Origin of the sequence: Methanococcoides burtonii DSM 6242 (genome assembly GCF_000013725.1) — an archaeon.
GTDB classification, from domain to species: domain Archaea; phylum Halobacteriota; class Methanosarcinia; order Methanosarcinales; family Methanosarcinaceae; genus Methanococcoides; species Methanococcoides burtonii.
Genome location: NC_007955.1, coordinates 1,429,923 through 1,450,758, shown reverse-complemented (window position 1 = coordinate 1,450,758; position 20,836 = coordinate 1,429,923). Strand labels below are relative to the sequence as shown.

General features: G+C 42.9%; 18 protein-coding genes. 10 read left to right on the top strand and 8 right to left on the bottom strand.

Annotated elements, in window-relative coordinates:
* Positions 1-26: 26 nt before the first annotated feature.
* Both MBUR_RS07000 and MBUR_RS06995 read right to left on the bottom strand, forming a co-directional pair.
* A complete protein-coding gene (locus tag MBUR_RS07000; RefSeq protein WP_011499422.1) occupies positions 27-815 on the bottom strand; it encodes a winged helix-turn-helix transcriptional regulator in 789 nt (262 codons plus the stop codon).
* A complete protein-coding gene (locus MBUR_RS06995) occupies positions 815-1,321 on the bottom strand; it encodes an ArsR family transcriptional regulator (RefSeq protein WP_011499421.1) in 507 nt (168 codons plus the stop codon). Before MBUR_RS06995 ends, MBUR_RS07000 begins: the two co-directional genes overlap by 1 nt.
* Before the next feature lie 242 nt (positions 1,322-1,563).
* On the opposite strand from MBUR_RS06995, the gene MBUR_RS06990 reads away from it, so the two are divergent.
* Positions 1,564-2,172: a hypothetical protein gene (locus MBUR_RS06990; RefSeq protein WP_011499420.1), complete on the top strand. Its 609-nt coding sequence runs from the start codon at positions 1,564-1,566 to the stop codon at positions 2,170-2,172.
* Positions 2,173-2,218: 46 nt separating this feature from the next.
* Here the strand turns inward: MBUR_RS06990 and leuS are convergent, their stop codons facing one another.
* On the bottom strand, positions 2,219-5,107 hold the full coding sequence (gene leuS / locus MBUR_RS06985) for a leucine--tRNA ligase (RefSeq protein ID WP_011499419.1): 2,889 nt from the start codon (positions 5,105-5,107) through the stop codon (positions 2,219-2,221).
* 267 nt (positions 5,108-5,374) lie between these two features.
* Between leuS and cgi121 the strand changes: the two genes are divergently transcribed.
* The 3 genes from cgi121 (at position 5,375) to MBUR_RS06970 (ending at position 8,388) form a co-directional block, all read left to right on the top strand.
* Positions 5,375-5,884, top strand: a complete 510-nt coding sequence (cgi121, locus tag MBUR_RS06980; protein WP_048063578.1) for a KEOPS complex subunit Cgi121 — start codon at positions 5,375-5,377, stop codon at positions 5,882-5,884.
* 110 nt (positions 5,885-5,994) lie between these two features.
* Positions 5,995-7,083: a class II fructose-bisphosphatase gene (gene glpX / locus MBUR_RS06975; RefSeq protein WP_011499417.1), complete on the top strand. Its 1,089-nt coding sequence runs from the start codon at positions 5,995-5,997 to the stop codon at positions 7,081-7,083.
* 12 nt (positions 7,084-7,095) lie between these two features.
* A complete protein-coding gene (locus tag MBUR_RS06970; protein ID WP_011499416.1) occupies positions 7,096-8,388 on the top strand; it encodes a tRNA (N(6)-L-threonylcarbamoyladenosine(37)-C(2))-methylthiotransferase in 1,293 nt (430 codons plus the stop codon).
* 2 nt (positions 8,389-8,390) lie between these two features.
* Here the strand turns inward: MBUR_RS06970 and MBUR_RS06965 are convergent, their stop codons facing one another.
* From MBUR_RS06965 to MBUR_RS13010, 4 genes are all read right to left on the bottom strand, one after another.
* Positions 8,391-10,124, bottom strand: coding sequence for a chloride channel protein (locus MBUR_RS06965; RefSeq protein ID WP_011499415.1), 1,734 nt, complete (start codon positions 10,122-10,124; stop codon positions 8,391-8,393).
* A 108-nt stretch (positions 10,125-10,232) separates the two neighbouring features.
* Positions 10,233-10,796, bottom strand: coding sequence for a flavodoxin family protein (locus MBUR_RS06960; protein ID WP_011499414.1), 564 nt, complete (start codon positions 10,794-10,796; stop codon positions 10,233-10,235).
* Positions 10,797-10,853: 57 nt separating this feature from the next.
* Positions 10,854-11,909 (bottom strand): hypothetical protein, encoded by a 1,056-nt coding sequence (locus MBUR_RS06955; protein WP_011499413.1) that lies wholly within the window; start codon positions 11,907-11,909, stop codon positions 10,854-10,856.
* A gap of 141 nt (positions 11,910-12,050) precedes the next feature.
* Positions 12,051-13,157 carry a hypothetical protein gene (locus MBUR_RS13010; RefSeq protein WP_011499412.1) on the bottom strand — a complete coding sequence of 369 codons (1,107 nt, stop codon included), beginning with the start codon at positions 13,155-13,157 and terminating at the stop codon, positions 12,051-12,053.
* Between the two features lie 1,010 nt (positions 13,158-14,167).
* Here MBUR_RS13010 and MBUR_RS14130 point away from each other — a divergent pair.
* The 6 genes from MBUR_RS14130 to MBUR_RS06920 all read left to right on the top strand — a co-directional run bounded on the left by MBUR_RS14130 (position 14,168) and on the right by MBUR_RS06920 (position 20,331).
* Positions 14,168-14,377 (top strand): hypothetical protein, encoded by a 210-nt coding sequence (locus tag MBUR_RS14130; protein WP_048063298.1) that lies wholly within the window; start codon positions 14,168-14,170, stop codon positions 14,375-14,377.
* A 61-nt stretch (positions 14,378-14,438) separates the two neighbouring features.
* Positions 14,439-14,963 carry a dihydrofolate reductase family protein gene (locus MBUR_RS06940; RefSeq protein WP_011499411.1) on the top strand — a complete coding sequence of 175 codons (525 nt, stop codon included), beginning with the start codon at positions 14,439-14,441 and terminating at the stop codon, positions 14,961-14,963.
* Positions 14,964-15,118: 155 nt separating this feature from the next.
* Complete coding sequence (acs, locus tag MBUR_RS06935; RefSeq protein ID WP_011499410.1) at positions 15,119-17,209, top strand: acetate--CoA ligase alpha subunit; 2,091 nt, start codon at positions 15,119-15,121, stop codon at positions 17,207-17,209.
* Positions 17,210-17,252: 43 nt separating this feature from the next.
* The gene (locus MBUR_RS06930) at positions 17,253-18,320 is read left to right on the top strand and encodes a phosphotransacetylase family protein (protein ID WP_011499409.1); all 1,068 of its coding nucleotides are present in this window, start codon (positions 17,253-17,255) and stop codon (positions 18,318-18,320) included.
* A 144-nt stretch (positions 18,321-18,464) separates the two neighbouring features.
* Positions 18,465-19,709, top strand: a complete 1,245-nt coding sequence (locus MBUR_RS06925; protein ID WP_048063297.1) for a phosphoglycerate kinase — start codon at positions 18,465-18,467, stop codon at positions 19,707-19,709.
* Between the two features lie 19 nt (positions 19,710-19,728).
* Positions 19,729-20,331: a TIGR00296 family protein gene (locus MBUR_RS06920; RefSeq protein WP_011499407.1), complete on the top strand. Its 603-nt coding sequence runs from the start codon at positions 19,729-19,731 to the stop codon at positions 20,329-20,331.
* 26 nt (positions 20,332-20,357) lie between these two features.
* Here MBUR_RS06920 and MBUR_RS06915 read toward each other — a convergent pair whose 3' ends face one another.
* Positions 20,358-20,786: a nucleoside 2-deoxyribosyltransferase gene (locus tag MBUR_RS06915; RefSeq protein ID WP_011499406.1), complete on the bottom strand. Its 429-nt coding sequence runs from the start codon at positions 20,784-20,786 to the stop codon at positions 20,358-20,360.
* Positions 20,787-20,836 lie beyond the last annotated feature (50 nt).

The window sequence follows — 20,836 nt, the reverse complement described above, 5'->3', positions numbered from 1 at the left end:
ATCCCCTTATGAATATCAGCTTTTCCTCACTGAACATTGAGGTCTACAAGCTCATATTCCAGATTTTCAGTTTCCAGCCTGCTCATGATCTGTGGCACTTCTTCATCAATTGCAAGCACGAGAGATGATAATCCGTGGAATGCAGCTTCAACAATTGATTCCTTGGCCCCATACATTACATCTGGTTCCTTGTTTATCTTTTTCAATGCCACAAGCGATTCAACACCAATGACTGCAATAAATGATTTTGAACTGGCAAGTTTTTCCAGCCTTTCGAGATCTACATTTCTTGATCCGCCACGTTCACTTCGTGGTATCTTGCATACGGTAATGCTTGCCGTTTCAAGTTCGATCATTCCCAAAAGGTTCGTAACTCCAACATCATCTCCTTTTTCAACAGAAGATATGGTGATGCCAGTTGCACTTGTTATATTCGTTTTGCTGACGTAAAGTAAACCTTTTCGCATCTGAAGATATACGTCATCCCCTTTCTCAAGATCTTCATCTGCAATGGCTGTCCATGTAGAAACATGACTAATGATGTCGCTCATGACAAAATTAGCGTAACGTTTCATGTCCGCAGCACCTTCCAGGACCCACTCAACACCTTTTTTAGTGATCCTGTAACGTACCCTACCATCAGAAAAGATAAATCCCTCTGCAGTAAGTTCTTTTATATATTCAGAAACTGCCTGGGGAGTTACACCGATCTTTTCAGCGATCTCCTTCTGGCGAACATTTGGCTGATGTGCAGCAACTTCTGTAAGTATCTGAAATTTGGTGATACCACTTTTACTTTGAAGAATATCTATCATTAATTTTCCTCATTCATCTTGAGCCTTTGTCCCATGACAGAAAGCTTTGATGATCTTCTAGCCAAAGAACGAATGTACAATGGATTTTTGTTCATAGCACGTGTCAGACTGCTCATGGAATGATTTCCTTTCTCCACAAGTTCTTCCAGCTCTGTTATGAGATCACTGATCTCTTCATATTTATTGAAAGTAAGTATTATGATATCGCTCAGATCTTCAAAAGAACATTGGAAGTTCGATTGAACTTTAGAATAAGATGAATGATATTCTTTTTCGGGCATTTTGCCTGGTTTCGGCATGTGCCACTGACTTTCAAGAAGGCCACATTTTTTCAGTATGCTAATGCTTTCGGTTGCATCAAATCCCATTTTATCTTCTATGTCTCCTTTTGTCAACCATTCTTCTAAAAGGAGATTAAACACCTGTTTATGTTCTTTTGATTGAAATGTCTGGAGCAGGGGAACCAGTTCTGAGGGGTCATTTATAATTCGAGTCCTTTTCGGCATTATTATAAACCTCTTATAAGGTCAGTTTTGGGGGGTTTGCAGATCCTTTTCGGGTAAAATCCACTTTTTTATTCACTATGCCTATTCCCATATACAACTTTTACTTAATAAAGGTGTTGTGGGGAGATGTCCTCATTATGCATATTTTAGCGTCTTATGCTCTTCTTTTTTCTGAATTGCAGCAGCATCTCTAATTGACCGATACATTTATCCAAGTTTGTTATCAATACTGGTTAGGAAGCATGTCTGAAGATCTATCCAAAAAAATCTATAAGATACTTGATAAAAAGCAATTATCCATAAGCGGTATAAGTAGGGAGCTCAAAGCAGAAGGCTTTGAAGAACACCGTCTTATCATCACAGGTTACCTTCGCGCATTGCGTGATATGGAGAAATTAACTGAAGTCGAGATACCTCCATCCAAGGTATATGTATGTGTGAAAAGTGAGAATGCATCCGAAAGTGAAATCTATTCTGTAATGTCTAAACATTTTCAATCCCTTGAACCGGACATTCGTTTTCCTGTAGCCGTTCATATTGCCACTTCCATTTTTGAAAGACCTGTTTTCAAGGAAGAACTGAAATTAATGGGTATCAATGAATCCCACATCAGGAACTATCGCCGCTCTCTCATTACGGTCACGGACCTAGCGAGTAAAGACCTGAAAGAATTGAGAAGGTCCATAAACCGTATCGTAATTCCCGATTCGGACCCGGCATATAATATTGCAGTCGATCCCACATCAGCCGAGATACTGCTTATCGCGAACACTGTTCTTATTGCTTTGGTCAAAGAGATGTCCGATCTTAGTGGTCTTGTACCAAAGACTAAACAGGTAACTCTTATTTAAGGCTAAGATCATAAAAAAGGGCTAGTGAAGGGATGATCCCTTCACATCATTCAAGATAGATGGCCGGTCTGAGCGGATATGCGAACCTTGCCTTATTTTCGGGGTCATACTCTGCATTATCTGCTGAATATATTTCCACAGAGCATCCAAGTTCGTTCTTAAAAAATTCTAGATTTTCCTCAAGTGCGATCTTCTCATCAAGATCGAAGTTCGAAAGGGTATCGAACTTTTCCTCGTTCATGGCCGTTATGTCCGAAACGACCTTCTGCGCGAACTTAGGAACTTCCTTTCCATGGCTCCTCATTTCCGGATCTCTCATAAGGTCTTTTATAAGTATACCAGGGTTCAGGTTTCCTTCCTTTTGCATTGAAAGGGCTTTCTTGAAGGTCTCCATCTTCCATTCAGGTGAAGTATACAATATGGCCTTCTTTGGTGTGAGCTTCGTAACCCTTATAATCTCATCAACATCTGAAAGGGTGCCGCCGATAAGCTCCTCTGTAAATTCTGCCTGAGTGTCCACGAGACTTTCATCATACTGCGGATAGTCTGCCAATGAAATAAGATCATTGTCCGTATGGCCTATTGCTTCCCATATCTCTTCACAGATATGTGGGGTGAATGGCGCCATGAGTCTTATCCAGACATCCAGTACTTCGCAAAGAAGAGCGTTTCCGCCACGTTTCTGATACCATCTTATATCATTGAACAGCAGGAAGTATGCATTCTGTAATGCATTTCGGGTTCTGATCGTATCAAGCGCTTCATTTGTTTCAAGTATGCGCTGCTGCAATCTGCTGAGCATCCATTTGTCGATGCCTTTCAGGTTCTCCACGTTACAGGTTGGGATGCCGGATCCGATAATATCCTTTGAGAAATTATAGAACCTTTCTATCTGCTTTCTGGCAGTTTCGATTCCGGAGTTCTTCCAGTCAGCATCCTGCATCTGTTCCGCACTGGAAAGGATATACATCCTGGAAATGTCCGCACCATAATTTGTGATGGCATCATTCAGTGTAAGAAGGGGACCCTTTGATTTACTCATCTTCTTCCCTTCGAGTGACACAAAACCATTGATGGCTATTGCACGTGGCCATTTATCCTCATCGAAGATAGCTACGTGGTGGAAGAGGAAGAACAAAAGGTGGTTCGGTATCAGGTCCTTTCCTGAAGACCTCAGGTCAACAGGGTACCAGTACTCGAAATCGCTGCTGATCTGTTCGATAATGTTTGCATCGATACCGCTCCTTTCAGCAGCAGTCTCCAATGAACATTTTTTAAGGAGCACATGGTCGAACAGTTCCGGTACTAGCTGCTCGGTCTCAATTCCCATTGCAATGAACTTCGCAATGATATAATATGACATGTAGATAGTGGAATCCCCAAGGGATTCAATAAGCCACTGGTTATCGAAAGGCAGAAGTGTCCCAAGCCCTTTCTTCCTTGCACATGCCTTGTCCTTGAGCCAGTCCACTTTGTTGTTGAACTCTACCCTGAGGTCTTCAGGGATGATGTCCATGTTCTCTATACAGCGGTAAACCTTGTCCTTCCATTCAGGGTTGGAATAGTTGAGGAACCACTGTCCTTTAACCATATTTACAACACATGGTGTTCCGCAACGGCAGACGACCGGTTCACTGAACTCGTAGAATACTTCGCCGATCCCCATCTCGATGAGGTCCCTTGTAAGAACATCCTTGATCTTGGAAACAGCCATTCCGGAATACTTTCCGGTATTTTCCTTAAGCACACCACCATGGAACTCGCGGCGATAGACGATCTTTGTCGCCTCTTCTGCCTTGGGATCGTCCTGGTCCTTTACTCCGAACTGTTCCACAGCCTCAATCGCAGGGAATTCCCCGAATTCTTTCACTTTGATCAATGAAATGAACTTAAGTTCCCGCAGGTCTTCAGTGATTCCATATTCCCTCAGGTCCTTGTCATAGAGGTCTCTCAAAGCAAGATAATCGTATGGTGCATGTGAAGGCACGCTCATTACGATACCGCTTCCGTTCTCTCCCTTAACAAAGGATGCAGGCAAGGTAATGACCTGTGCGTCGTTCAGGGGGTTAGTGACCTTGATGCCTATCAATGAACTGGCATCGACATCCTCGATGAACTCTACCTCTCTGTCCGTGAAAATAAGTTTACGATATGCTTCCTTGCTTACGACCCATACCTCTTCCCTGCCTTCAAAGGTCACTTTTATCTTAACATGCTCCAGATCTGGATTGATCCACAGATTTGTCACACCGAAGACCGTTTCAGGTCTCAATGTGGCACATGGGATAATCATGCCATCATACTTGAATTTGACAAGAGTGTAATCGATGATCGTAGCTTCTTCTCCGTGGAGGATATCATGGTCTTCCACTGGATTGTCGTCATTAGGGCACCATTTGACAGGATGTGAACCCTTGACGATGAGGTCCTTTTCATAAAGCAGATTGAACTGCCATTCGATGAACTTCTTATAATTTGGATCGGTGGTCGTGAACTTGCGTCTCCAGTCGATGGAATATCCAATGGAGCGCATGGACCTTTCAGCTTCCACACTGAAATAATCCACTATCTTTTCAGGAGTGTCCATGCCCTTGAGCGTTTCCACTGGTATCCCGTGGAACTCGGTATACACCTTCATAGTTTCCGGGTCCCGATTCTGTATGAGCTCTGCAAGCCCGACTATCGGTGTTCCTGTCACATGGAATCCCATTGGGTAGAGGACATTGTTGCCCATCATCCTCTTGTACCTTGCAACGACATCACCGATGGTGAATGTCCTTGTATGCCCGGCATGGAGATTTCCGTTCAGGTATGGGTATGGGATAGTTATGAAATACTTGTCGCGGTCATCGGCTTCAGCTTCAAAGACCTTGCTCTCATTCCATTTTTGTTGCCATTTCTGTTCAATATTGCTTGAATTATAATCCTGTTGCATAAATAACACCGTTCCAACAAGTTCTTATCTTATTTCGAGAACACATCATGGATAGCTTCGATCTTGGTATCCGCGACTTTTGATATGGAAAATTGGAGATATGATAATAGCTCTATTTCTGATAAATTTAGTCTATTTAGTTCTATTTCGTTTAATTAATGACAAACTAAATAAAAGGAGCGGAAAGAACGCTTCCCTTTGATCATATATTGTTTTCTTTATATGGTGACCGTCATACTTATTGAAGGGAAATCTAATCCACATATCATGGATATCCAGCTCATAGAAGGCTCTTTGGTCATAGATGAACTACAAAGGTTCTTGAAAGGTCTTTCTTCAATAGCATCCGAACACGATGTGATAATACAGGGAATGGATGCTGGAAAGATCGCGGGAAAAGCCCATATAGACCATGCAATTTCAAAAGCAATGAAAGCAATGGAGAATGGCACTAACATTGCAAAGGACCTTGGGGTGGAGATGATGCGTTATGCTTCTGGTAAAAAGCAGATCGGCGAGGCATTTTCCATTGGTCTTTCCGAAGGTAGGCTGGATGTTGTGTTCATTATAATAGGAGCTCCTGTGAATGTGGGTGAAGCCGCTAAAAAGATCTCTTCACTGGTTGAGCTTTCGGATGTGCTCAAATATTCAGTATCCAAGAACGAACAACTTATTTCCCAATTCTCTATAACGGACGCTGAACTTGAAGCGGTGGGAGAGGACCGGATACCTGAACTGGTTCTGGAAAGGGTTGCTCTTGTGGATATTCTTAAATAAGTTTATTTCGACCCTGCTTGCACCAATGGTAGTGCTTGATGAAAGTTAATGCAAAACATTAATAGTTTTGAAACATTAGTCAGCTACATACGTTTATCGGAGATGATATTTTGCCTCACCCAAAGACAGTAGAGAACATGATAAAATGCGCAGGTCCTGTCGAATGTGCATTACTTCCAAGCCTTATCCACGTAACAGAAGCTGCAGCCATTGCTGCATCATACCAGATGGGCAAGGGCAACAAGAACTACGCAGATCAGGTTTCCGTAGAAGCCATGCGTAGAATGATGAACACCCTTGATTTCAAAGGTGTTATCAAGATCGGTGAAGGCGAGCGCGATGAAGCTCCTATGCTATTCATCGGCGAGGAAGTCGGTACCGGCAAAGGTGACATCGTAGTAGACATTGCGGTCGATCCTCTTGAAGGGACAAATCTGACCGCAGACGGTATACCTGGTTCTATCTCCGTTATGGCAATGGCAGAGCCTGGTGGATTGTTCCACGGTCCTGATGTTTATATGGACAAGATCGTTGTTGGTCCTGATGTTGTCAGGTATGAAAAGGAACATCCTGATGAAAAGATAGATCTTGATGCACCTATCATAAAGAATCTTGAGATCGTTGCAAAGGCACTGGAAAGGGATATTGGGGAGATCGTGGTTGTCATTCTCGAAAGGGATAGGCACAAGAATATGATCGAGGAGATCCGCGCCACTGGTGCACGTGTAAACCTTGTTTCTGACGGAGATCTCATGCCAGGCGTTTCCACAGCTATACGTGGTTCAGGCATTCATGTCGTAATGGGTTCAGGCGGTTCAGGTGAGGCCGTGCTGACTGCAGCTGCGATCAAGATCCTTGGTGGCAAGGTCCTTGCAAGGCTCGTCCTTCCGACAGTAGCCAATGGTGGATCTGAAGAAGAGATAGCAGAAGAGAAAGCAGAGAAGATGCCTCGTCTTGCTACCATGGGTATCACAGAAGACAACATCAATGATATTCTTGACACTGACAAACTCGTTCCAGGGACTGATTTCATATTTGCAGCATCCGGGGTCACAAGTGGTCAGTTCCTGAACCAGGTGAACCTTTTCGGTGGTGGGAATGCCAGGGTCCACAGTATTTGCATGGGCAGTTCTGGTGTTGTGAAACTAACCGATTCCATCTATATCGGCGACAAAGAACAGACACCTCTGCGTCTGTAATTGTTCCTTGACATGAAAGTACACATCACAACCTATGGATGTTCGGCAAATCAGGCTTCATCCGAGATCATGATCGCATCGGTCAGAGATCTTGGGTATGAGCTTGTGGATGAGATGGATGCCGAAGTAGTGGTCATCAACACATGTACTGTCAAGTATACCACTGAGCAGAAGATCCTTCACAAGATCGAGGACCTTGGGGCTAAGGGCATTGATGTGGTCGTCACCGGCTGCATGCCACAGGTACAGCTCGAAACTATACTTGAAAGGAATCCCGATGCTCATATCCTTGGTGTGAACTCCATTGCAAAGATAGGGCAGGTCCTGAGGTCCATTGAAAACTCCTGCAAAGTCGGTTCACGCGAAAGGGTGGAACTGATCACCTCCGAGCCGGAAGGATTTCTCAAGACTGCTCATTCGCGTTTTAATCCGAACATACACATCTGCCAGATATCTCAGGGATGTGATTATAGCTGTGCCTATTGCATCGTTACGATCGCCCGGGGCAAATTACGCTCTTTCGATGCCGATTCCATTGTTGAGGATATTCGTATGGCAGTGGATGAGGGATGTCGTGAGATATGGCTGACCTCACAGGATAACGGGCAGTATGGCACTGACAGGGATGTTTTGCTTCCTGAGCTCTTAAGACGTATCGTGGCGATCCCCGGCGATTTCAAGATAAGGGTAGGTATGATGAATCCGTTCTCAGTAACTCCTATCCTTGACGACCTTATTGAGGTCTTCAGATCTGACAAGATATACAAGATCGTGCATCTTCCTATACAGTCCGCATCCGATAATGTCCTTAAGAAGATGAACCGTTACCATTCCATAGAAGAGGCCAACGGCATTGTTTTCCGTTTAAGAGAAGCTTTTCCCGATCTCACCCTTTTCACTGATATAATCGTAGGATTTTCCAGTGAATCCGATAATGATTTCAACATGACACTTGAATGGGTGAAGACAATGAAGCCTGACAAGGTGAACATTTCCCGTTATACTCCCCGACCCCTTACAAAAGCACTTGAATATCGCAATCTCGATACACGTATCGTTGTCGAGCGCTCAAATAAGCTTCACAAACTTTGCGATACCATTAAGTTGGATTCAAAGAAAAAAATGATCGGCTGGAAGGGGGAGGTTTTCATTTCAATGGATGCAAAGGTCAAAGGAGTGATGGCACGCACTGCATCATACAAACCGGTCGTTCTTCCAGAAGGTTCTGTTTCTCCGGGAACTTCCTGCAACGTTGAGATATATGATACAACTGCCGGATATTTCCTAGGACGTGTTCTGGACTGATCTCATTTCCTTATATCTTTTTCCTGGACATGAGTGACTATCTCCTTGTTGTAGGATTTGACGATATCACTTCTTGTAATGATGCCTAGAAGGCTTTTGTCATCATCTCTTGAGACAACGGGTAGTCTCCCAACGTCCCTCATTGCAAATCGTTTTAGTACCACGTCCAGAGTTTCGTCAGGGTATGCTGAGATAACATTATGGGTTGCAATTTGGCTTATCCTGATGTCAAGCTCTCCATAATTGACTTTTTCTCTCATATCCTCGAGAGTTACTATCCCGCATAACTTCTTATTACCATCAAGTACTGGGAAGCCTGCGTGCCGGCTTGACTGCATAAGGTCCAGTAGGTCCTTCGCAGTATCATCATCAGATATCGTATGGACATTTGTGCGCATATTGTCCCTGACGAACATTGCTTCCATTATGTTGATCTCTTTTCCTCTGCGTATCGTGAAACCTCTTCGTTTAAGCATTTCTGTGAACATTGATTCTTCGTGAAGGCTGTTGGAAATGGAGTTGCTGACCACACATGCGAACATAAGTGGCAATATGATGTTGTAGTTCTGTGTAAGTTCAAAAAGGATAAGCACCGCTGTAAGTGGAGCTCTTGCTGTTCCTGCAAGTGTGGCCCCCATTCCCACCAGTGCATAAGCTCCTGCAGCGGCAGTGCTGGTCGGGAATATGCTGTGTACTAATGTTCCGTATGCTCCGCCTAGCATGGCCCCTGCGAACATCGATGGTACGATAGAACCACCAGCACCACCGGAGCCTATTGTAAATGAGAATGCGAGTATTTTCAGGACGAATAATACCAGAAGCAGCTGAATGGTAAAGCTGTTCGTTAGCACATCTGCTATGACGTCATAACCTATCCCCCGTATCTGGGGGTAGAAATATCCCATCAGACCTACCAAAAGACCACCAATGGCAGGTTTGAATGCACTGTGGATGGGAAGTTTGCTAAATCCGTCATGTACTGTGAAAAGGGTACGTATCAATAATACGGATGTTATGCCACAAAGAGTTCCAAGTATGAGGTAAAGGATAGATTCGCCTATCGGGTCCACAAGGCCGTAGTACGATATCTGTATCGGCTTGACCTCGAAGATCAGATTTGCTACAAGTGTAGCGAATACGGCTGATATGACAATGGGTATGAAGGTCCTTGTTTCAAGTTCTCCCAATATAACCTCTACAACAAAGACCACACCCGCAAGGGGTGCATTAAAAGCAGCAGCGATACCTCCGGCAGCACCGCATCCTATCAATGTTCTGTATCGATGGTCAGGCGCTTTCAGGGCCTTTGCGAATATCGAGCCGATACCGGAACCTGCAAGGATGCCGGGAGCTTCTTTACCTACGGAACCTCCGGTTGCAATGGATATTATTGATAATACCACTTCCCGAAAAGCACCCCTTACGCTGATGCGCCCTCCATGCAAGGCAGTCCCTTCAATGACCTCTGGTACGTTGCAGCGATGTATATCTCCTGAAAAGAAAACAATGATCCCGACCAATAATCCGCCAATGGCGGGGATGAGTATCACAATATAGCTGCTCGTGATATCACTATTGCTCCAGAATATATCTTCTGCATATTTCAAACAAATATTGTATGCTACGATGGTAAGTCCTGTGAATATTCCTATCAGTATTGCGATATCATTGGTGACCCCATCTTCAAAGTGGGGCCAGCGTTGCATTAATTTAGTGATGTCCGATCTTGAGAACATATTGGTCCACGAACTTCACATATAGATGGATATTCGATATTAATTCTATGGAATGCAAAGGGTGTGCAATATTGCTCATCCTCTGCATGCTGAAATTTTGTAAATAATTTATAACTCATTCTTTTTGAGGGTTGCACAAAGGTTCTCAATGGTATCAATCACGGTCTTCATGCCGATTTCGTCATCATCGACCGGTTTTAGTGCAATTCCGCCAAAGTGTGCCCCATCTCCTACAGGTATCATTCCATGTACCATCATACAGTCGTGGACGTTCTGTATGGTCTTTTCCTGACCGCCATTTCTGGAGCCTCCGACTGCCATTACCGCACCGAATTTACCACGAAGCTGGAATCCCTGACGCCTGAGCAGTACGCTTCTGTCGAACAATGCTTTGAGTTGTGCTGTCATGCCGCCGAAATACACCGGAGTTGAGAATACGATAGCATCAGCTTCTACAAGTTTGCCATATACTTCCTGCATGTCATCGTTGATGGGACATTTTTCCCCTCTTGCACATGTTCCACATGCAATACATGGGGCTATTTTCTTTTGTGAGATCATGATGCTGTCAGTCTCAAAACCTTTGCTTTTTGCGACTTCCAGTACATTCTTTATGATGGTCTCGTTGTTACCTTCTTGTTTGGGACTTCCTGATATTCCAAGTATTTTCATATGATCACTGATTTGCATAGGCAATGTAGGATTATTAGCTTTTGGGTGTTGTTTCCTTCATTTTCCACTCTTTGTCGATAACAATAGTCCAATTATGAGCATTAGTGCAGTGAAACCGGGAAGTTGGTTTTTAGTCTCAGGCTCTTCTTGTGTTGTTTTATTGCCTATGATTACAAGATTTCCATCTTCGTCATAATATGCTTCATCCTTTGTATAGGTTATAAGGTTTCCATCATCACCTATCACTATAATGTCTTCTTCAACCATTTCATCTAGAACAGCGCGCCCTTCCCATTCAAATACTACGGGCACTTCAATTATGCTAGCTTTTTGTTCAAAGTGCCTGTCTATAGTCTGATATATTTCATCAATTACAGACTCATTTACTTTTTCCGGGGTTTCCAAGTCCATTCCCACAGACAGATAGCCATTAATACTGACTCCATAACTTAATACAGGTCCATCAAATTCAGCAAAAAACGGATCAAGTTCCCTGTGTTTTGTATGGCCAAGTAAATCTGTCCACGCTCTTTTATCACTTTCCTGCTCAATTATAGGCATTGTCCCGTAGACAGCTATAACCGATGGATTTCTTTTAGCTTCCTCAAATATCTCCGGACCATAGTCAGGAAGGGGCTTGTCTTCATCATCCTCTGCCCACATAAAAACGATGGGCATATTGCTGATTCCTGCTTCTTGCTCGCAGTGTTCATTTATTTTCCGATAGATTTCATCAATTTTTGACTCGTTAATCTTTTCCTGATAATCAGAATCCAGATGCACTTCCAGTAATTCACCGGTACTAGCTATGGCATATACAGACGGATCTAATTCGACAACCGATCTTTCAGTTGTTATGGATAACCAGCATTTGTTAACCGAATTTTTCCATTGCTGATCAATTGTTTCAGGAATGTTTCCTCTGCTGGCTATGTAAAGCGGATGATCTTTCGATTCTTCAAAATAGGAACTTGTATTATTTGAATCGGTGAATTTATTGGTATTTTTAGAATCATTTAATTCGTCACCAGCAGCATTTGCAGAATTAAATGATAAAAAACAAACAAATAACACTAGCATCAAAATTTTACCAAATTCTCCTCTCTTTAGCATCTAATCGCCTCACTATTAACAATATATTATTGGTATTCAATAGATACCTTCTAATTTACTTAAAGACTTTAATTGATATTATAAAAAATATGCCAAATTATTAATAATAATTTGGCTACTATGCTGAAAGAGTTTATGTACTTAGCTTGTCAAAGGTTCTACGTCTAAATCCAGCGCAATACCACTTATCGGTGAGAAAAAGGTATTAGTGTCGTTATGTCCCCAGTGTACACCAGAAATCATTACTTGACTCCCATACTTTTTAAAGACAGGAGCTCCACTATCGCCACTCGCGGAATTATAATCTGCAACGAATTGGTCATAAAGAGTTCCAAATACGGCGTGGTTTTTATTTATATATCTTTCTGTAACATCGCCATATACTAGACCTGAGGTTATTCCTGACATATAGACTTTGGTGCCTAAGGACGGATCGTAAAAGGAGCGCACATCTCTAACATCATCAATGTCATCATAATAGATGTCGTCGTTGACATCATTGGTTTGCACCCATGCAGCATCTGCAAAATGGGCTGTGATATAAGTGACGTCTCCTACTTTTCGTCCACCTTGGTAAATATCTCCTCCAACACCACCAGATGTATTTGCGGCATGTCCACTCATCACAAATCCTTTATTCCCACTGCTGTCCTCTGCAGCAAATGATAATGTTGACGCAAACCATGATCCGGTTGAATTCTGGTAATTTATTTTTATTCCTCCAATCATATCATCCCATCTTGTAGTGCGTGAATCAAGATGCACGACTTTTCCTTTTCTAAAAACGACTGGAATATCAGATAGTTCTGCTTCTTTTGTATTTGCATCTATTATATTGTAAAATTTGTCAATCGTAGATTTATCAACATCTCTTATCCCTTCATCAAAGTCTACAAATATATATCCTCCATAGTTAACACCAAATCCAGTTAAAGGACCTCCGTATTCTTTCATGTAAGGATGAAGTTCACTTTCTGAATTATTGATATTTTCCCACATCGAATCCAGCCATTCTACTTTTTCTTTATCCTTTGTAAGTATAGGTACAGTTCCTCGAGTTTCAATCACATCTGAACTTTTCTTTAGGGACTCGAGTGTGGTTGATTCATATTCGGGAAAATAATATTCTTCTTCAAAAGCTTCATCTTGGCTGGAATCTGATGATTCTGCCCATGCGAAACCAGTGAGCATAATTCCTATAATACCTATAATCAATATGCTCAAGGTCATTTTAGTCATATTCTTCATTCTTATTTACCTCTTTCATTTATTTACTCCAGAGGCAAAGCTAAGCTTATATAATGAAAACGACAAACTAACCTTGCCTTTGGGCTAATGTGGAGTTTTGGTTGGTTACCAATTATCTGAACTCCACATTCTAAATGATACATTATACTAGTTCTATTTATAATTGGTGACCGTGATTTGCGAATATATTCTTTTATTTTAGATAAAAGAAGTATTTATCATAATATCGAGTCAATTTATATGTTACTTGTATATAAATGGGCTATTTTCGATCATATGATTCCAAAATATAAAAATCACTCTCTATTTGATGGAACATCTATGATCGCGATTTGAGCTTCAAACGATTTCCCTCTCATACAAATACCGTTTTTTCGGGAGCTGCAGCCAGCGGCCACATCATATTACAAATGCCGATCTATCCACATATTTTCGGCATTGGGTCAACATAATGATTAGTTTAAACTGTTTTTGTCTCAACAAAATATAGTTAAAATTTTAGTTTTCATTATTATGATATAAAATAACGAAATCTAGGCTTTGTAGAAATCCTCAATATTCTGGCAATAATTCGAGTTAAAAAATATTATGGGATGTGTGACACGGTGTTGGAATATAATCTCAATTACAGTCCACTGATGTTGATCTTTATAGTTTTTCTACAGAGCTGGAAAATGGTTCATGGAAACTACATATTGTGAAAATTTGTCGTAGATGTGGTAAAGTAGAAGGAACAATCAAAGATAAGGCATGATCAGTGTACGTGAAAGAGCAGGAATAAACTAATTAGGTGGTAGAAATGGAATCGATTATGCTGTTTTTTTCGTTTACGCTTCTTTTATTGATTATTAATATATACAATCAGTCATATTAATTATATTTGACTAAGCTGCATAAAAGGACAGATATAAGTGGGAATAATTCAGATACTCTATTAATTTAATAGGTTTTAACAGGTTTCAATAGTTTAGTACTAGAATTGAACGATCTAAGCTAAGAGGTAATGGGGGATGTTTGCAAACAAATGGACAATAATTGAAGAACTTGATAATATATCAGATCTTGAAATGTTTGTAGAAGTTACGTTATTAACGGGAGCAGTTAGAAAAGGCAGAATTCGTGCAAACAAAGATTATATTATATTGGACGATGAAAGGCGCGGAGAGAAACATATTATTCCAGTTTCTGCAATTCTTTGTGTTTCATATGGGGTTTCCTGAACGAAGATGCCAAAAAAGTATACGGCAAAATATTGATACTACCATTGTTGGAGTTGACCTAATGGCTCAAAAGAAAATTCTATACATTGCCATGAGCCTGGACGGCTATATTGCAACAAAGTCCGGAAGCGTTGATTGGCTTATCGACATTCCCGGATATGATTTCTATGACCGATTCATAGAGAACATTGGTGTTGTCGTAATGGGAAGGAAGTCCTATGAAATGATACTCTCATTTGATGTCGAATGGCCCTACAAGTTCGCGCGATCATATGTTCTTACTCATGGTAATAAGTTCGAGGATACCGACCTTGTGAAGTTTACCAACATTTCTGTTAAAGGGCTTGTGGAAGAGCTCTCCTCTGAAACGGAAAAGGATATCTGGGTCCTGGGTGGTGGGGAAGTTGTCCGGGAGTTTCTCGACTCCAAGCTCATCGATGAGATCATCATTGGGGTAATGCCCATTCTTTTAGGTGAAGGGATTCCATTATTCCGTGAATATGCACATCAGACCGAACTGAAGCTACTTGATGTAAAACAGTATGAAAAAGGAATGGTTCAGCTTCATTATGAAACATTGGCCTAAAGTTTTCTAACTGATGCGATAAATGCTCTTTCTTAGAAAAACATTATCTATCAGTATTCTCAATATAATTTGGTTAGTTAGTTAGTTAGTTAGTTAGTTAAATACTGGTCTGACATTATATCGTTTATATTGTTTAGAAATTCACAGGTATCACAATGCTTGAAAAATTATTTGATCCGGCTTCTGTGGCTGTCATCGGTGCCTCCCGAACTGAAGGGAAAGTGGGGCGGGCGGTGCTTGACAATCTGCTTGAAAGTTACAGTGGCAGGATAATCCCTATTAATCCTAAAGCCGATGAGATCCTCGGTCTGCCTTGCTATCCGACCATTCTGGACGCACCCGGGGGAGCAGAGCTTGCAGTCGTTGTTGTGCCTGCTGTGCTTGTTCCCGATGCGCTTGAAAAATGTGGTCTGGCAGGGGTAAAGAACGTAGTTGTTATTTCCGCAGGTTTCAAGGAGGCAGGTATCGAAGGCTCGAAGCTTGAACGTAGGTGTGCTGAGATCGTAAAGGAACACGGGATGCGTATGGTGGGGCCGAATTGTCTGGGTATCATTGATACTGCATCAGGTCTGAATGCTTCCTTTGCTGCATCCATGGCCAAGAAGGGCAACATCTCAATGATGTCCCAGTCAGGTGCAATATGCACTTCGACGCTTGATTGGGCGGATGCAAGAGGGGTAGGTTTCTCAAAGTTCATCAGTCTTGGGAACAAGGCAGATCTGTCCGAGAACGATTTCCTGCTTGAAATGGAGGATGATGAAAATACTGCTGTAATAGCTGCTTATCTTGAGGGTGTGAAGGACGGGCCGAAGTTCATGGAGATCGCACGCAAGGTTTCACGCAAGAAACCTATCATTGTGATAAAATCAGGCAGGACTGCGGTTGGGTCGAGAGCTGTTTCTTCTCATACCGGCACGCTCGCAGGCTCAGATGAGGCTTACAATGCTGCATTTTCTCAGAGCAATGTCATAAGGGCCGATTCCGTTGAACAGCTAATGGATCTCATGCGTGCTTTTTCCAGCCAGCCAATACCTGATGGGCGAAACATTGCTATCATCACAAATGCTGGTGGACTTGGTATTCTAGCAGCAGATGCTTGTCAGTTCGCGGGGCTTTCCCTTTCATCATTTGATGAGAGTACGATTGAAAAGCTGCGGAGCAAACTTCCTCCGGCATCCAGTCTCTATAATCCGGTAGATGTATTGGGTGACGCTCGTCCTGACATCTACGGATTTGCAATTGAAACGATACTCGATGATCCGAACGTGGATGGTGTTATCCTTCTAACTTCTCCGCAGGCAATGACGGAAATTAAGAACATTGCGGAAGTGGTTGCTGAGAAATGTGCACATACGAAGAAGCCCATATTATGCAGTTTTGTGGGGGGTACGCGGATCGAAGAGGGTGAAGCTATCCTGAATCGCCATCATATTCCGAATTATCCTTTCCCCGAAAGAGCAGTTGTTAGCATGGCTGCTCTATGCGACTATGGCGTCATGAGGGAACATGAATATGTCCTGCCTGAGAAGTTCGATGTCGATAAGGAATTCGTATCTTCTCTGCTAAAGGATGCCATCTCGAATGGGAGGCGCACTCTTGGGCTCGAATCCTTTGATATTCTCAGGGCTTATGGCATACCTGTGGTTGAAACCCTCAATGTGAAGACGTTGCAAGGTACGTTAGATGCATGTGAGAATATGGGCTATCCCGTTGTGATGAAAGTGCTTTCTGCTGATATCTCCCACAAGACCGATGTGGGGGGTGTTCGCATAGGGCTTGAGAATGCGGATGATGTTGAGCGGGCATACCTCACAATGATGTCGGATGTGAGACGCTACATGCCACACGCAGTGGTCTCTGGTGTACAGGTCCAGAAAATGATCACTGGTGGTAAGGAGGTCATCATTGGTATGAACCGGGATGTGCAATTCGGTCCACTGCTTATGTTCGGTCTTGGCGGGACATACGTGGAAGTGCTTAAGGATGTGTCATTCAGTGTTGCTCCTGTTGGAGTGGATGTGCTCAAGAAGATGGTATCATCCATCAGGACATATCCTATATTGACAGGGATAAGGGGCGAGAGTCCTTCTGATATTGCATCGATCGTTGATACTCTTTGCAGGGTGTCACAACTTGTATCGGATTTCCCTGAGATACTTGAATTTGAGATAAATCCTCTGATGGTGTTGCCTGAAGGTCAGGGATGTGTTGCCATGGACATAAGGCTGACACTTGGAGGAGAATGAATATGCTGATAATTCAAATTAGAAGAAATGGAGGTTGGGCAGTTTGGCTTCAATATTGATAAGTTCCTCTGAGAAATATTCCGGAAAAAGTTCCCTGTGTATAGGTATTGGTACTATCCTTAAGGACAAGGGTTATTCTATCGGTTACATGAAACCGGTGGGTAACATGCTGGTGGATGTTAATGGTGTGCTCTCCGATGAAGATGCAGAGCAGGCGCGTAAGGTCTTCGACCTGAAAGATGATATTAAGAACATAACTCCTATACTTCTTACTGATAACCTTGTGGAAGATGCTCTCGCAGGTGTCGAAAAGCATCTTGATAAGACAATTCTCGATGCTTATGGCGAGATATCCAGGGACAAGGATGTTGTTCTTTTGGAAGGCACAGGCGGCATTGGTGGTGGGGCAATATACGGTCTGTCCGACCCGCAGGTTGCTTCTATTGTCGGGACCAAGATCCTTCTGGTCGCCCGATATGAGTCCATACATGCTGTGGATCGTATTCTTTCTGATATTGAATTGATACACGACCCGGATATGTTCGCAGGTGTCATTCTTAACGAAGTGGATGAAGGACAGCTTGAATATGTTTGTGAGCTGTTGGTTCCCTTCCTTGAAAATAAAGGGGTCAAAGTGCTTGGTGTGCTTCCAAAGGACACTACCCTTCGTTCGGTCCCTATCTCTGAGATAGTTGAAGACCTTCACGCAGAGGTTCTTGCAGGGTCTGAGAATCTCGATGTGCTTGTGGATCACTATCTTGTGGGGGCAATGGAAGTGAATTCCGCTATCAAATATTTTAGGCGTACTCCCAATTCTGTCGTGATCACAGGGGGCGACAGGTCTGATATTCAGATGGCTGCGATCGAGGCACGTGTGAAATGTCTTGTCCTGACCGGAAATCTTCAGCCAAGTGCAGCTGTACTTGGTAGTGCGGATGAGGCACAGATACCTGTGATCCTTGTTCGGGGGGATACGATGTCTACCATTGAAAGAATGGAGCGCCTCATTGGTCGTGCAAGGTTCAGGCGCGAACATAAGCTCGGTCGTATTGTGGAGCTTATTAATGACAATGTGGATCTCAAAGAGCTGATGTCGCTGATTGGCCTCTGATCTTCTTCATTCTTTTATATTTTTGAAAACATCCTTTGGGATCCAGATGGATATACATAAATATATATTGGTTTATAGTGTCGTGCACATCATTCATTTCAATTGCAAATTCAAATTATCAGGATTATATGATCAGCATTACCGGTGATGAATACCTTGACTGCTAAAGATTTTCTCACGATAGACGATTTTGATATAGGGGATAGAACAATTCTTGTGAGGGTGGACCTGAACTCTCCAATGAGTCCTGGCGGTGGCATACTTGATGATATGAGGATCAAAAGCCATATACCGACCCTTATGGACCTGGAGGATGCGAAGGTAGTGCTGTTAGCTCACCAGAGCCGACCAGGAAAGAACGATTTCACTACTATGCAACTACATGCTGATGTGATGTCCAGTTCACTGGGTCGGAAAGTTACCTATATCGATGATATTTTTGGTACCCATGCAAGAGATAGCATCGCTTCAATGGAAAAGGGGGATGTTATCCTTCTGGAGAATGTGCGTTTCTATTCTGAAGAAAGCTTGAGAAGACCTGTTGATGAACATCAGGGGACTCATATGGTGCGAAAACTTGCTCCGCTTTTCGATATTTTCCTGAACGATGCATTTGCGGTGTCCCATCGTTCCCATCTTTCGATCACAGGGTTTTCTGGAGTTCTTCCGTCTGGAGCAGGTCGTCTTATGGAGAGGGAAATAACTTCTCTTGATGTGAGCCTTAAAGGATCTGAATCTCCATGCATATTTGTTCTTGGCGGTGCGAAGGTCGATGATTCTCTCAAGGTGGCTGAGCATGTCCTTTCAAGTGGCGGTGCTGACAGGGTTCTGGTTACAGGAGTGGTCGCAAATGTCGTGCTTGCTGCATCAGGTGTTGATATTGGTGGACCTAATATGAAGTTCATCGAATCCCAGGGATATCTTGACCAGATAGATAAGGCGAAAAATATCCTGGAGAGATTCGATGGTAAGCTCGGTTTTCCAAGGGATGTTGCTCTTAATGATAATGGAGAACGTATCGAGGCAAACATCGATGATGTGGCTTCGTCAAATCTTCCAATTAATGATATCGGTCTTGAGACCATTGTAGCGTATTCAAGCGAGATTGAAAATGCGAAGACGGTTGTTTTAAATGGTCCTGCGGGCGTTTCTGAGATAGAGGGCTTTGAGATAGGCACCTCTGAGATCATCAAGGCAGCAACAAATGCCGGTTATTCAATTGCTGGCGGTGGCCACATTACTGCTGAAGTGCGTAATATGGGTTATGAGAAGATGTTCTCACACATAAGCACAGGTGGCGGGGCATGTATTGATTATCTTGCCGGGGACCTCTTGCCTGGCATTGAAGCTTTAAAGGTTGCTGCAAAAAGATATAGGGAATTTGAATGAAATCGTTGTGGGGGTTACTATGCTAAGTGCTTCTGAAGGGGAACAGACCGTAAGGCTCGCAAGGAATACTATTGAGTCATTTCTGAAAGATGGGGAACAATCAGATTCCATTGATCTGCCGGAGGTGTTCGGTGAATTGCGTGGTGTTTTCGTGACTCTGACAAAGAACGGCAATCTGCGAGGTTGTATCGGTCATCCTTATGCGGATTCGGTTTTGGAAAGTGCAATTGTCGATTCTGCGATCTCGGCGGCCACAAGGGACCCTCGTTTTCCAATGGTCGATATTTCCGAGATGTCTGATATTATCGTAGAGGTCACGGTCCTGACACAACCGGAACTTGTCGATGTTCTTCCGGATAAGTTGCCTGAGGTCATCGAAATCGGTCGTCATGGTCTGATCGCGAAGATGGGCATGTATCAGGGGCTGTTGCTTCCGCAGGTCGCACCGGAGAACGATTTTGATGCTATCGATCTTTTAAACCATACCTGTCTAAAGGCAGGCTTGCCACAGGATGCATGGCTTACTGGTGCACAGATGTACTGGTTCGAAGGGCAGATATTCAAAGAGGTTGAGCCCCGTGGGGATATCGAGGAAAATAAGTTCAATTCCTGTTGTAAGTGAAAATAGAGTAGGTGAAAGAAATGCTTTCATCTATATTTCTTCATGGTCTTCAGAAGGTCGGTCACGTTCGTTTCTAGCTCATTTGCGGACTCTCCGATCATGAGATTTACAAGTCCTTCAGGTCCCAGTGTCCTGAAATCGGTTTTCAGGCCGATGATCGTCTTCTTCTTAGAATATGCATACCCTATTTCCCACGCTGTGCCTGAATCAATATCACTGCCGCCATCAAGGACTGCTACCACTATATCACAATTGTCAACTGCTTCAAGGTTCAACTGGAATATCTTGTTGGAGTCCATCTCTTCCCTTGCTGCTTCTGTATCGTTGGAATCTTCCTGTGGCACAAAGACATCGAATCCTAGATCTTTCAGTGCAGTTTCCAGTTTCCTGTTATAATCCTGTTCAGCTTCTGAAAAAAGTGGTGCTGCCAAATATATATTTTTGGTAGTATTCATTTTATCTCCTTTAGTCTTAATAGTGCCCTCTACGTAATGTTGGTCAAGGT